This is a genomic window from Mesorhizobium abyssinicae (assembly GCF_049887195.1).
Classification (GTDB): Bacteria; Pseudomonadota; Alphaproteobacteria; order Rhizobiales; family Rhizobiaceae; genus Mesorhizobium; species Mesorhizobium abyssinicae.
The window spans coordinates 314,457-327,065 of sequence record NZ_JARAKC010000007.1; the positions used below are offsets into that span (position 1 = coordinate 314,457).

General features: G+C 65.1%; 15 protein-coding genes. 7 read left to right on the top strand and 8 right to left on the bottom strand.

The window, feature by feature from the left end; all coding sequences use genetic code 11:
• Positions 1 to 91: 91 nt before the first annotated feature.
• The gene (locus tag PU724_RS18285) at positions 92 to 781 is read right to left on the bottom strand and encodes a DUF938 domain-containing protein (RefSeq protein ID WP_354423289.1); all 690 of its coding nucleotides are present in this window, start codon (positions 779 to 781) and stop codon (positions 92 to 94) included.
• Between the two features lie 582 nt (positions 782 to 1,363).
• On the opposite strand from PU724_RS18285, the gene PU724_RS18290 reads away from it, so the two are divergent.
• Positions 1,364 to 1,753, top strand: coding sequence for a DUF2794 domain-containing protein (locus PU724_RS18290; RefSeq protein ID WP_126057429.1), 390 nt, complete (start codon positions 1,364 to 1,366; stop codon positions 1,751 to 1,753).
• A gap of 120 nt (positions 1,754 to 1,873) precedes the next feature.
• Here the strand turns inward: PU724_RS18290 and PU724_RS18295 are convergent, their stop codons facing one another.
• From PU724_RS18295 to PU724_RS18310, 4 genes are all read right to left on the bottom strand, one after another.
• Entirely contained in the window at positions 1,874 to 2,446 is a 573-nt protein-coding gene (locus tag PU724_RS18295) for a GNAT family N-acetyltransferase (protein ID WP_354423291.1), read from the bottom strand.
• Between the two features lie 106 nt (positions 2,447 to 2,552).
• On the bottom strand, positions 2,553 to 3,332 hold the full coding sequence (locus PU724_RS18300) for a Bax inhibitor-1/YccA family protein (RefSeq protein ID WP_127286705.1): 780 nt from the start codon (positions 3,330 to 3,332) through the stop codon (positions 2,553 to 2,555).
• Positions 3,333 to 3,562: 230 nt separating this feature from the next.
• Positions 3,563 to 6,112, bottom strand: a complete 2,550-nt coding sequence (locus PU724_RS18305; RefSeq protein ID WP_354423293.1) for an ABC transporter permease — start codon at positions 6,110 to 6,112, stop codon at positions 3,563 to 3,565.
• Positions 6,112 to 6,810, bottom strand: a complete 699-nt coding sequence (locus tag PU724_RS18310) for an ABC transporter ATP-binding protein (protein ID WP_354423294.1) — start codon at positions 6,808 to 6,810, stop codon at positions 6,112 to 6,114. Before PU724_RS18310 ends, PU724_RS18305 begins: the two co-directional genes overlap by 1 nt.
• 131 nt (positions 6,811 to 6,941) lie before the next feature.
• Between PU724_RS18310 and PU724_RS18315 the strand changes: the two genes are divergently transcribed.
• Both PU724_RS18315 and thpR read left to right on the top strand, forming a co-directional pair.
• Positions 6,942 to 7,586, top strand: a complete 645-nt coding sequence (locus PU724_RS18315; protein WP_320321055.1) for an arylesterase — start codon at positions 6,942 to 6,944, stop codon at positions 7,584 to 7,586.
• Positions 7,587 to 7,704: 118 nt separating this feature from the next.
• Positions 7,705 to 8,301, top strand: a complete 597-nt coding sequence (thpR, locus tag PU724_RS18320; protein ID WP_354423296.1) for an RNA 2',3'-cyclic phosphodiesterase — start codon at positions 7,705 to 7,707, stop codon at positions 8,299 to 8,301.
• On the opposite strand, the gene PU724_RS18325 is transcribed toward thpR, so the two are convergent.
• On the bottom strand, positions 8,205 to 8,723 hold the full coding sequence (locus PU724_RS18325) for a low molecular weight protein-tyrosine-phosphatase (RefSeq protein ID WP_354423343.1): 519 nt from the start codon (positions 8,721 to 8,723) through the stop codon (positions 8,205 to 8,207). The genes thpR and PU724_RS18325 overlap by 97 nt on opposite strands.
• Positions 8,724 to 8,830: 107 nt before the next feature.
• Between PU724_RS18325 and PU724_RS18330 the strand changes: the two genes are divergently transcribed.
• The 4 genes from PU724_RS18330 (at position 8,831) to PU724_RS18345 (ending at position 10,590) form a co-directional block, all read left to right on the top strand.
• A complete protein-coding gene (locus tag PU724_RS18330) occupies positions 8,831 to 9,127 on the top strand; it encodes a 4a-hydroxytetrahydrobiopterin dehydratase (RefSeq protein WP_127391714.1) in 297 nt (98 codons plus the stop codon).
• A gap of 85 nt (positions 9,128 to 9,212) precedes the next feature.
• Positions 9,213 to 9,575, top strand: coding sequence for a YkvA family protein (locus tag PU724_RS18335; protein ID WP_127391715.1), 363 nt, complete (start codon positions 9,213 to 9,215; stop codon positions 9,573 to 9,575).
• A 250-nt stretch (positions 9,576 to 9,825) separates the two neighbouring features.
• The gene (locus PU724_RS18340; RefSeq protein WP_126057419.1) at positions 9,826 to 10,329 is read left to right on the top strand and encodes an invasion associated locus B family protein; all 504 of its coding nucleotides are present in this window, start codon (positions 9,826 to 9,828) and stop codon (positions 10,327 to 10,329) included.
• 12 nt (positions 10,330 to 10,341) lie between these two features.
• Positions 10,342 to 10,590: a hypothetical protein gene (locus tag PU724_RS18345; protein WP_320253805.1), complete on the top strand. Its 249-nt coding sequence runs from the start codon at positions 10,342 to 10,344 to the stop codon at positions 10,588 to 10,590.
• A 1-nt stretch (position 10,591) separates the two neighbouring features.
• Here the strand turns inward: PU724_RS18345 and PU724_RS18350 are convergent, their stop codons facing one another.
• Both PU724_RS18350 and PU724_RS18355 read right to left on the bottom strand, forming a co-directional pair.
• The gene (locus PU724_RS18350) at positions 10,592 to 11,941 is read right to left on the bottom strand and encodes a chloride channel protein (RefSeq protein WP_354423299.1); all 1,350 of its coding nucleotides are present in this window, start codon (positions 11,939 to 11,941) and stop codon (positions 10,592 to 10,594) included.
• Positions 11,942 to 12,114: 173 nt separating this feature from the next.
• Positions 12,115 to 12,414: a hypothetical protein gene (locus PU724_RS18355; RefSeq protein ID WP_354423301.1), complete on the bottom strand. Its 300-nt coding sequence runs from the start codon at positions 12,412 to 12,414 to the stop codon at positions 12,115 to 12,117.
• Between the last annotated feature and the right edge of the window lie 195 nt (positions 12,415 to 12,609).

Below are 12,609 nucleotides of genomic sequence, written 5' to 3' on the forward strand. Positions count from 1 at the left end.
AAAGAGATAGCGCGGTTCAGCGTTTCCATGAAACGATGAAACGCTCTAGGGCGGAGCCAGTGGCAAAAATCTGACGCTTGGTCGTATTTACTCACGTACCGGGCTGGGCTGTCCTGCTATCGCAGGAGAAGACAACCGACAAATTGTTAGCAGGCATCTCGATCGCCTCGCGGAGACTAAGTCGAGAGGCCTCACCCACGCGTTCAAGATCTGCAATATCACGCACACCCCAAGATGGGTTGCGCTCCTTTAGAGATGCGTCGAAAGCGGCGTTGGAGGGTGCGTTGTGTGTGCCGTCGCGCATGAATGGCCCGTAGAGAACAAGAAGCCCACCAGTGCGGAGCAAATGGCCAGCGCCTGCAAACAATCCTAAACTTGCCGCCCACGGCGCGATATGAACCATATTGATCGACACGATGGCGTCAAACGGCGCCGTTTGCTCGACGCCCCATGATCTCGAGCACACATCTATATCAAGCGGCGCGAGCACATTGTTCAGCCCGGAAAATTTGATCCAGCTAGAGGTGCTGGCGCGTGCGTCGGCATCAGGATCGCTTGGCTGCCAGGTGAGGTTGGGCATCGCCTCCGCAAAACACACGGCGTGCTCCCCGGTCCCGCAACCAATCTCCAGCACCACGCCATGTGTCGGAAGAACACGCTCTAGGACCGCGAGGATCGGTGCCAAATTTCGCGCAGCTGAAGGCGAGAACATGCGCTGGTCGGGGCTCATGCCGCGCTGTTCGAGCGCAACAGGCGAGCGGTTGTCATTCTCCTCGGGCATGGGCCGCAGATCCTCCGGGACCGACGTTTCCCGCTTTATAGCTGAAATGACGGAACCGGATCCCGAAGATTTTGGACTGCGAGGCCTCGTCGAAGGAATATCCGAGGATGGTTGGAATTGGTCCTTCGCGTCGTGTGCCAAGCGTCAGCTTCTTCATCACTAGGAGCGAAGCGACGCAGCACAGACCCTAGGATCACGAAAGCCAAGCAATAGAAAACCGGCGTCAGCTTGCTTCTGACGCCGGTCATTTAGGTTTTGGGATCGTCGCACCCGATTTTCCGAGGGAAAACCGAGGTTGGTTCGATCCGACGCAGACCCGTGGGCGGGGGGCTTGGGGTTTACGAGCCGGTGCCGGACCGAACCGTCTCAGGCAACGCCGGTAAACTCGTCGGACATTGGGGCATGAGCGCGGTTAGAAAATGGCAGAAATGTGGCAGAGCATCACCAATTCCAACAGGAGGTTCACAAACGTGACTGGACGTGACGGAAACAGCGCTGCGCTGGCATGCTTCGCCGGCTCTTGCAATTCCATGGCGAACGGGCCAACTTCTGAAGGCGAAGATTCATTCGAAGGATCTAGGCATGACCGATCGCGGTGGCAGTGGGACGGAGGATGGGGACGCATCCGCAATATTGATCCCACTGCATGAGGCCCGACGCGAGCGCCTCGACCAGCCGGTGCGCTTCGACCGGCGCGAACTCGATCAGATCCTCAGGCTCTACGGACGCATGGTCGCCGCCAATGAATGGCGCGATTACGCCATCGACCATCTCTCCGACCGCGCCGTCTTCTCCGTCTTCCGCCGCGCCAGCGAAGTGCCGCTGTTCCAGATCGTCAAGGATCCGAAGCTGGCGCGCCGCCAGGGCGCCTTCTCCGTCATCGCCGCCGGCGGCCGCATCCTGAAGCGCGGCCAGGAGCTCGGCCGCGTGCTCGGCGTCTTCGATCCAAAGCTGAAGGTTATCGAGGCTTGAGCTGGGAAGTCGAAGAGGAACTGAGGAACTGGGGAATTGAAGAACTGGGGAATTGAAGAGAAAGGGCGCTAAACGCCTGATATAGAAGCTTTTTCTTCAATTCCTCAATTCTTCAATTCCTCACCTCCCTCCGAGCCGGAACCGCCGCTCCGGCCACGAATCCGAATCCGGCGCACGTCCTGCCCCGCCATTCAGCGACAGCTGCATGAAGACCGTGTCCAGCCAGCGTCCGTGCTTGTAGCCGGACCCTTCCAGGCGCCCGGAATGGCGGAAGCCAAGCTTCTCGTGCAGCCGCACCGAGGCGCTGTCGGCATGGCCGTCGCCAATGACGGCGATGATCTGGCGGAAGCCGGCCGCCTCGGCCGCGTCGATCAGCCCTTGCATCAGCAGCCTCCCGACACCCTGGCCCTTCGCCTCGGGCGCGACATAGACGGAATCCTCGACGACGAAGCGATAGGCCGGGCGTGGCCGGAACGGACCGGCATAGGCATAGCCGAGCACCACGCCATCCTTTTCCGCCACCAGATAGGGGAAGCCGCCCGCCGTCAGGCTGTCGAATCGGCTGCCCATCTCGGCGCGGCTCGGCGGCTCCAGCTCGTAGCTGGCGGTGCCGTGCGTCACCGCATCGGCGTATATTTCCGTGATTCGGTCGAGGTCCGCAGCGACGGCGGCTCTGATCGTAATGCTGCTCATAATTTATGCAAATCGTTCACCTGCCCTCCATAACAGCAAAGGCAGGCGCAAAAGAAAAGGGCGGCCATTGGGCCGCCCTTCGTGAACTCAGTGGTTCCAGCGCCGATCAGCGGCGGTCGCCCATGAACTGCAGCAGGAACATGAACAGGTTGATGAAGTCGAGATAGAGCCTCAAGGCGCCCATAGTCGCCTTGCGGCCGGCGACATCGCTGGCGTCGCCGTCGAAATACATCTCCTTGATCTTCTGCGTGTCATAGGCGGTGAGGCCCGAAAAGATCAGCACGCCGATCGCCGAGATGGCGAAGGACAGCGCCGACGACGCCAGGAAGATGTTGATCACCATGGCGATGATCAGGCCGAACACGCCCATGACCAGGAACGAGCCGAACGCGGTCAGGTCGCGCTTGGTCGTATAGCCATAGAGCGACAGCGCGCCGAAGGCGGCCGCGGTAGCGAAGAAGGTCTGCGAGATGCTGGCGCTCGTATAGACCAGGAAGATCGACGACAGCGACAGGCCGACAAGGCCGGCATAGACCCAGAACGTGGTCTGCGCGGCCGAAACGCTCATCGACTGGATGCGGGCCGACAGGAACAGCACCGGCGCCAGCGGGGCGAGGATGACGACCCAGCGCAGCGGCGAGCCGAAGATCGCATAGCCGAAGGAGGTCAGCATCTCGCCGCTCGGCAGCGTGGCGACCGCCGAGGCCGGGTCAGTGGTGGTGGCCAGCATGATCGTGCCGATAGCGGCAAGGCCGGTGATGAGCAGGCCAAGCCCCATCAGGTTGTAGACCTTGATCATGTAGGCGCGCAGGCCCTGGTCGATGTCCGCATCGACACGGGTGCCGGGCACGGCGCGCGTCTGGTAGTTGCGAATGGGATCAGCCATTGGAATTCCTCTGTTGCTTCTGCCCCGTCCGGTGTCCGGCCTTTTCTGGCCCAGGCGCCGCTGGCAGGGCTCCAGCATGCCTGCGCGGAATATGATGGTTCTTCGCCTGAAGAACAAGTCCGTAACCGGCTGTAACGGTTCGTGAGAAGGTAAAAAGCCGCTTTGACGGCCTTTTTCGGGGGCATTCTTACCAAGATTTAACCCGGCTCGGGTGTCGCCAGCCCGGCAAATCAGAGATTGCGCAGCACCGGCGCCGCCTTATGCCCGAGCACCCGCCAGGTTCCGGCAAGGCCGATGCCGACCGTGACCGCCAGCGAAACCAGCATCGTCGCCACCGCCACTTCCGGCATGAAATGCGATGGCAGCGTCATGATGCGCGCGACCACGAACCAGGCCGCCACGCCGCCCGCCGCCAACGCGAAGACCGCCGTGGCAAGGCCGATCAGCACATATTCCAGCGAGAACGCCGTGATCAGCGTCCGGCGTGTCGCGCCCAGCGTCTTCAGCACCACCGCATCATGGATGCGCGCCCGGTTGCCGGCGGCGAGCGCGCCGGAGAGCACCAACACCGATGCGATCAGCGCCACGCCGGCGGCGGCGCGGATCGCGGTGCCGAGCTGGCCCACCAGCCGGTTGACGATGTCGAGCGCATCCTTGACCCGGACCGTCGTCACCGCCGGAAAAGCGCGGGTGACGGCGTTGAGCAGACGGGCGTCGTCCGCCGTGGACGCGTTCTTGTCGGTCAGCGTCGCCAGCCAGCCATGCGGGGCTCCGGCGAAAGTGTTGGGCGAGAACACCATGACGAAATTGATGCCCATCGTCTCCCATTCGACCTGGCGGAAATTGGCGATCCTGGCGGTCACGTTGCGTCCCAGCACATTGACGGTGACGGTGTCGCCGAGCTTCAACCCGATCTGCCGCCCCTCCTCGGCCGAAAACGACACCAGCGGCTCGCCGGCATAGTCCTGCGGCCACCACGCGCCTTGCGTCAGCGTCGCGTTGGCGGGCATTTTGGCATCGTAGGTCAGGCCGCGGTCGCCGCGCAGCACCCAGGCGCCCTCCGGCGGCACTGTGACCTTGCCGACATCGACGCCGTTCAGCGCCATCACCCGCCCGCGCAGCATCGGCACCTTGGCCAGCGTTCCGCCGGGGGCCTCCTTGCCGATCAGCGCCGAGAAGGCGTCGACATCGCCGCTCTGGATATCGACGAAGAAGAAGTTCGGCGCCCGTTCCGGCAGGCTGCCGGAGATCTGGCGCCTGAGATTGCCATCGATCAGCGCCAGCGTCACCAGGAGCGTCAGCCCGAGCCCCAGCGACAGCACCACCGACGGCGTCAGGGCGCCCGGCCGGTGGATGTTGCCCAGCGCCAGCCTGAGCGCGACCGAGCGGACACGCGGGCTCTTCCTCGCCGCCCATTGCACCAGCGCGCCGACCAGTCGCAGCACCACGAATGCGACGATCGTGGCGCCGACAAAGATCGAGGCGATGCGGCGGTCGCCGGAAAACAGGATGGCGAGCGCCGCCAGGAACAGCGCGATGCCGACCGCTGCCGCGACATAGGGCAGGCGCGGGAAGCCGCGGCTTTCAAAACCCATCTCGCGAAACAGCGCCGTTGCCGGCACGTCGCGGGCGCGCCCCAGCGGCAGCAGCGCGAAGGCCAGCGTCACCAGCAGGCCGAACAGCGCCGCCATGGCCAGCGCGCCTGGATAGAAACCGCCTTCCGCCGGCACCGGGATGACCGACCGCAGCGCGGCGCTCGCTGCGAACGGCATCGCCGCGCCGAGGATCAGGCCGGCGACGATGCCGACGCCGGCAATCAGCAGGATCTGCACCAGATAGACGGTGAAGACGAAACCGCCGGAGGCGCCGAGGCTCTTGAAGGTGGCGATGACGCCGCGCTTGCCGTCGAGATAGGCGCGCACCGCGTTGGCCACGCCGACGCCGCCGACCACCAGCGCCGTCAGCCCGACCAGCGTCAGGAATTGCGAGAAGCGCTCGATGTTGGAGGAGAGCGCCGGTGCAGCGTTGCTGCGCGTGCGGATCGACCAGCCGGCCTCCGGAAACGCCTTGGCCGCGCGATCCTGGATCGCCTTGAGATCGGCCTCGCTGGCGCCGGCGGGCAGCCGGATCTTGTAGGCGTTCTCGACCAGGCTGCCCGGCTGGATCAGGCCGGACGCGGCGAGCCCTTCGGACGAGACCAGCAGCCGCGGCGCGAAGCCGAAGCCGTCGGAGACCGCGTCCGGCTCGTTCACCAGCCGCGCGCGCAGCTCGAACGTGGCGCCGCCGAGTTTCACCCGGTCGCCAAGCTTGAGGTTCAGCCGGTCGAACAAAAGCTCGGGCGCCGCGGCGCCGAAGACGCCGGACCGCTCGCCGAACAGCGCGGCGCGCGGCAGCGCCGGCTCGGTCGCCAGCGCGCCGAAGAGCGGATAGGCGTCATCCACCGCCTTGGCTTCGACCAGCGCCTGGTCCGAGCCGTCCTCCAATCGCGCCATCGAGCGCATGCTGGCGCTGTGCGAGATCGCGCCAAGTGCGCCGAGGAAATCGCGCTCGGCCGATGTCGTGTCGCGCTGGTTGAGCTGGAAGCGCAGGTCCCCGCCCAGCAGCGTCTGGCCCTGGTTGGCGACGCCGGCGGTGATCGCCTGCGCCACCGAATTGACGCCGCCGATGGCGGCGACGCCGAGCGCGATGCAGGCGAGGAAGATCAGGAACCCGGACAGTCCGCCACGCATCTCGCGCAGCGAGAAGCGGACCGCGAGCTTCAACGTCCGCGACAGCGCCATCAGGCCGAAACCTTCACCGGCTTCGGCGCGTCCTCGATCCGGCCCGAGCGCATCGACACCTGGCGCGAGCAGCGCGCGGCGAGTGATTGGTCATGCGTGACCAGCACCAGCGTCATGTCGCGTTCGGCCGCCTTGGCGAACAGGAGGTCGGCGATCTGCCGTCCCGTCGCCTGGTCGAGATTGCCGGTCGGCTCGTCGGCGATCAGGATGCGCGGCGAGGGCGCCAGCGCCCGGGCGATCGCCACACGCTGCTGCTCGCCGCCCGAGAGTTCGCCGGGATAATGGGTGACGCGATCGCTGAGCCCCACCGCCGCCAGCTCGCGCGCCGCGACGCCGAACGGATTGGCATGGCCGGCGAGCTCGAGCGGCACCGCGACATTTTCCAGCGCCGTCATATTGGGGATGAGATGAAAGGACTGGAACACGATGCCGATGTTTCGCCCCCGAAACGAAGCGATCTGATCCTCGCTTTTACCGTTGAGCAGCTCGCCCGCGATGCGGACTGTTCCGGAATCGACCCTTTCCAGTCCGGCGAGGACCATCAGCAGGGTCGACTTGCCGGAACCCGAAGGGCCGACGATGCCGGTCGCCTCGCCGGCCGCGACATTGAGGCTGACGCCCTTCAGCACATGAACGGAGGACGCGCCTTCACCCAGCGTCAGGGACACGTCTTTCAGCACGATGACGGCTTCTGTCACAATGAAAGCGTCCTATATGGGTAGAGAAGGGCTAGAGCATCGGAGCCAAAGTGGAGACCGGGGAAATCCGATGCTCAACCAGGAACCCGCCTTCGCCTGAAGACCATTTCCGCTCATATGGGGCCTGCCGCATGGCTTTCAAACACACTCTGGCCGCAGCCCTCGTTCTTTTCGCCGCGATCGGCAGCGCCGTTTCATCGGCGAGCGCCGAGACGTTCAGGATCGTCGGTTTCGGCGACAGCCTGATGGCGGGTTTCAGCCTCGGGCCCGGTGAGGGTTTCACCGATAGGCTGCAGGCAGCGCTTCGCGCCAAGGGTCTCGATGTCAGCGTCGCCAATGCCGGCGTCTCCGGCGACACCTCGAGCGGCGGCCTGGCGCGGCTCGACTGGTCGGTGCCTGACGGCACGCAACTGGTGATCCTCGAGCTCGGCGCCAACGACATGCTGCGCGGTGTGGCGCCGGCCGTCCCCGAGAAGAACCTCGACGAGATGCTGGCCAGGCTCAAGGTGCGCAAGATCGGCGTGCTGCTGGCCGGGATGCGCGCCGCGCCCAATCTCGGCGCCGACTACCAGAACGCCTTCGACGCCATCTATCCGAAGCTCGCCGCGAAATACGGCGTTCCGCTCTATCCGTTCTTCCTCGACGGCGTCGCCGGCGTGCCCGGCCTGCAGCTTGGCGATGGGCTGCACCCCAACGCCAGGGGCGTCGACAGGATGGTCGAAGGCATACTACCGACGGTGGAGAAGTCGATTGCTGCGGGTGGCGGCGCGTCGTGAGGCAGGAAAGTCACGGTTGCCGTAGGGGAAACCGCGAGGTCAATAAACCGCTTGCCCCGCTTGGATATCGATGATTCGCTAGGGGCGTGAGTTTCGATTCGAGGACAGGAGGCTTGCCATGCCGCGTCTTTTCACCGCCCTCGAAATTCCGCGTGACGCCGCTCTTTCGCTGTCCCTGCTCCGGGGCGGCCTGCCCGGAGCCCGCTGGATCGACGTCGAAAACTACCATCTGACGCTGCGCTTCATCGGCGATGTCGAGGGCCATGTCGCCGACGAGATCGCCAACTCGCTGGACCGCGTCCACCGCCCGTCCTTCTCGCTGACGCTCTCCGGTGTCGGCGCCTTCGGCCAGAAGAAGCCGCACGCCGTATGGGCCGGCGTCGCCGTCTCGCCGGACCTGACCGCCCTGCAAGGCGAGATCGACCGCATCTGCCAGCGGCTCGGCCTGCCGGCAGATCCGCGCAAGTTCATGCCGCATGTGACGCTGGCGCGGCTGCGCAATTCAAGTCCGCTCGACGTTGCGCAGTATCTTTCGGCGCGCGGCAATTTCTCGGCGCTGCCCTTCCGCGTCGGCCGTTTCGTTTTGATGTCGTCGCGCGATTCGGTCGGCGGCGGCCCCTATATCGTCGAGGAAGCCTGGCCGCTGTCGGGCGCCGACGCGCGCGCTGCCAGCCGCTTTGCCAGCGCCTCCGACGCCTCGCGGATCATGCGATAGACCTCGGCGAACGCGTCCGGCCCGTCATAATAGGGGTCCGGCACCTCGCCCGCGGCGCCGTCGGCAAACTCCAGGAACAGGTGGATGCGCTCGCGCATGGCGGCGGGCGCGATCGCCTTGAGGTCGCGGACGTTCGCCCGGTCCATGCCGAGGATCAGGTCGAAGCGGGAAAAATCCTCCGGCGCCACCCTGCGCGCCCTTTGCCCGGAAATGTCGATGCCATGATGCGCCGCGATCGAGATCGAACGCGGATCGGGAGCGGAGCCGACCTCCCAGCCGCTGGTCGCGGCCGAATCGAGCATGATGGTTCGGCCCAGCCCGCGCTCGGCCAGCACGGCGCGCAACACGCCTTCGGCGAGAGGCGAGCGGCAGATATTGCCGAGGCAGACGAACAGGATGGAATTTATCGGCTTTGCGCTCATCGATCCGGCGCCGTTTTTGTGCATGTCATGTCCCAAAACTGCGACGCACTTGCGGACGACATGCATTATGGTGAGGGTCAAAAGCCGAAATAGCACGGGACAAAGACATGACGAGAGAAAAACTGGGCAAGGATGCCGTCCTTGCCGCTTTGGCGGAACTGGGCGGCTGGTCGCTGGCCGAGGACGGCGCCTCGATCAGGCGCAGCTTCGGTTTCAAGAACTTTTCCGAGGCCTTCGCCTTCATGACCCGCGTCGCGCTCGCGGCTGAAAAGATGGACCATCACCCCGACTGGTCGAACGTCTACAAGACCGTGGACGTCACGCTGAACACGCATGATGCCGGCGGCGTCACCGCACTCGACATCGAGTTGGCCAAGAAGATGAACCGCTATTTTGGCGGCTGAACTCTTGTGATGGGGCGGCGCTTTCACCACATTTTCCCCCGGCGGCCGTGCACCGAACCAAGCGCGCGGCGCCAAGGAGAAGAAGATGGCGCGGCAACCCGGTTTTGATTTCTTCGGCTTCGGCGACAAGCTCGCCGGCGAAGGTGAGGTGCGCGAAAAATTCTGGCGCACAGCCAAGAAGGCCGCCCGGCAGATCCCGTTCATGGAAGAGGTGGTCGCTGCCTATTACTGCGCCATGGACAAGGACACGCCAATGCGCGCCAAGGGCATCCTGCTCGCCGCGCTCGGCTATTTCGTGCTGCCGATCGATTTCATCCCCGATGTCATCTTCGGCCTCGGCTTCACCGACGACCTCGCCGTGCTGACCGCCGCGATCACCGCCGTCAGCGCCCACATCACGCCCGCGCACAGGCAGGCTGCCAGGGACGCGATCGCCGACAAGGACTGAGCCCGAACCGGCGCAAGCGCTTGTTTGAAAAGTCAAACTCTTGCCGCTTTCGTATCCTCCAAGTCGGCACAGGGACGTCCCGCCTGCCGCCTTTGTGGCGACGGCGCGGGAATGGCGGCGGTTTCCTGGGGTGAGGGTCCTTTTCTTGAGGAAAATTCACCGTTTGGTAACCCTGATTAAATCAAAATGAAGCGACGGGCAGGACGCCGCAACGGCCTGCCGCCGCACCATTTGGAATACGGGAAAAGCGATGCGTGGATTGATTGCTACAGTTTCCAGCCTGGTCCTGGTGGCCCTGGCGGCGCCCGCGCTGGCGCAGTCGGCGACCAAGATCGGCCAGCACAATGCCTGGGGGACCTACAGCTACCAGGCATCCGGCGGCAAGGTCTGCTACGTGCTCACCGTGCCGACCGACAAGCAGCCGGCGACACTCGACCATGGCGACATGTTCTTCTTCGTCAGCCAGCGGCCGGGCCAGCAGGTGTCCTACGAGCCGCAATTCATCGCCGGCTACAATTTCCAGGAAGGCTCCAAGGCCACGGTCACCATCGACAAGAAGACCTTCTCGATGTTCACCCGCGGCAAGTCGGCCTGGGTCGAGAACGCGGCGGAAGAGCCGGTGCTGATAGCCGCCATGAAGACCGGCACCGACATGAAGGTGCAGGCCAAGTCCGGTCGCGGCAACCCCACCTCCTATGTGTTCTCGCTGAAGGGTATTTCGGCCGCGCTGGCCTCGATCGCCAAGTGCAAATAGGCTGAGGCCGCCTTGACGGCGGACAGCGACATCGACCGCGCCATCATGCAAATGGTGATGGACCGCTGGCAGAAGACGGCCATGGTCCTCGCGAAGACCGAAGAGGCGCTTCGCAAGGCGGGCGTCCAGGTTTCCTGGGACGATATCGCCGGGCGACTGGAAGCTCTCGACGCGCGCGGCGACATTGAAAGCCAGGGAGACCTGACGCTCTGGCGCAACAGCGAGGTCCGCCTCCCGCAAGTGAAAGCGGAAGAACGATAGCTCAGCCCGGCGCGGGCATCGTCTCCGTTCTGCGCCGCCGGATCGCCTCGGCGATGAAGACGCGCGACAGCGCATGGTAGAGCGGCTCGTTGGAGATCAGCCTCGCCGTGCCGTAGCCCAGCATCGCTGCGCACATCAGCGCGATGACATTGTCGTGGTTGCCGGTCATCTCGAGGATGATGACGAAGGCCGTCATCGGCGCCTGCACGACGCCGGCGAAATAGCCGGCCATGCCGAGCAGCGCCGCCGTGCCGGTGGCCGTGCCGAAGACCAGGCCGAGCGTGCTGCCCAGCCCCGCGCCCACCGCCAGCGACGGTGCGAAGAGACCGCCCGGAATGCCAGACACCATCGACAAGAGGCCGGCGGCGAACTTCTCGACGAAGAAGAGGGCCGGCAGCGGCGTGCCTTCGATCGCGCCGCGCGCCTGCGCATAGCCGGTGCCGAAGGTCAGCCCGCCGGACGCAACGCCGATCACCGCCACGGCGAACCCGCAGACGGCCGCCACCACCAGCGCGCGCGGCAGCGGCTGCAGCGCGTTCCAGCGCCGGATGCGGCGCATGACCTTCAGCGCAAGCAGCGAGAACAGCGCGCCGACACCGCCGCCGACGATGCCGCAGGCAAGCACCAGCGGCCAGTCGGTGGCAAATGCCACCGTATCCTTGGCGACGCCGAAATAGGTGTAGTTGCCGAGCAGCCCGAGCGAGGCGAGGCCGGCCAGGATCACCGCCGTCAGCACCAGCCCGTTGGTGCGCGCCTCATAGGCGCGGCCCATTTCCTCGATGGCGAAGACGATGCCGGCAAGCGGCGTGTTGAAGGCGGCGGCGATGCCGGCGGCGGAGCCGGCCAGGATCAGCCCGCGCGCCTGCGCCATGCCGCCCCAGCGCGCCGCCTGCAGCATCAGCGAGGCGCCGACCTGCACCGTCGGACCCTCGCGGCCGATCGAGGCGCCGCAGGCGAGGCCGACGACGGTGAGCGCGATCTTGCCCGCCACCAGCCTGAGCGACAGGATGCGGCTGCGATCGTCCTCGTCGCGCAGATGCCGCGCCGCGATCGCCTGCGGAATGCCGCTGCCTTGCGACCCCGGGAAGAAGGAATGCGCCAGCCAGGCGCAAAGGACGAAACCGAGCGGCGTCACCACGAGCGGCAGATAGAAGCGCCAGCCGCCCTCATTGCCGGTCATGATATGGAACAGAGCCTGGGCGCGGTCGGCAAGCAGCGCGAACAGGACGCTGATCAGGCCGATCGAGATGGCGCCGGCCCAGAAGACGAGACGCGGCTGCCAGACGCGCCGCGACACCCACATGGCGTGCGAACGCCGCAGCAAGCGGTATTTTCGGGATATGCCGGCCATGACGAGCCTCGTGGTGATAGGCCCGGCCTAGCACAATGACGGAGCCGATCAACCCGGGCGGCGAGTCCGACGCTATGCCGGCACCGCATCGGAACGGGGTTCAAGCAGATGTGATCGGAATACCCGCCGGCGCACCGGCCGGCGGGAAGGTCGGCGTGCGTGCTTGGCGATGTTCACATCGCCATTTTCTCACACTCGGCCTGGGCCTTCTTGGTCGAGGTGTCGATCATGTAGGCTTTGCCCTTGGCATCGGTCATCATCATCATGCAGTGCTTGACCGGTTTCGCCATCTTCATCATCTCGGCGCTCATCTTGGCGTCCGGCATCATCGTGCCCATATGGCCGTCGGGCGTGATCGCCGTCACCTGGCCGGCCTTCATCATGGTCATCGTTCCCATCGTGTCTTCGGCAAATGCCTGTGCCGCGGAAAGGCCGAGGAGGCCGGCGATGACAACAAGCTTGATCGAGTGCATTCCGCATACTCCCATTTTGCAGGGGCACAGTCGCCCCTTTCAGGGTTCGCGAAGGCGCCTTGGGTCGTTACGCCAACACGAATATGTGATCGATTTGCGCAGTGCGAGGGATGCGGCGCCGCCTCAGGGCGGTCGAGCGAATGATGACACGACTGGCAAGGTCGCGCCCGCCCCGCATGACTCCGCTCCGAACCT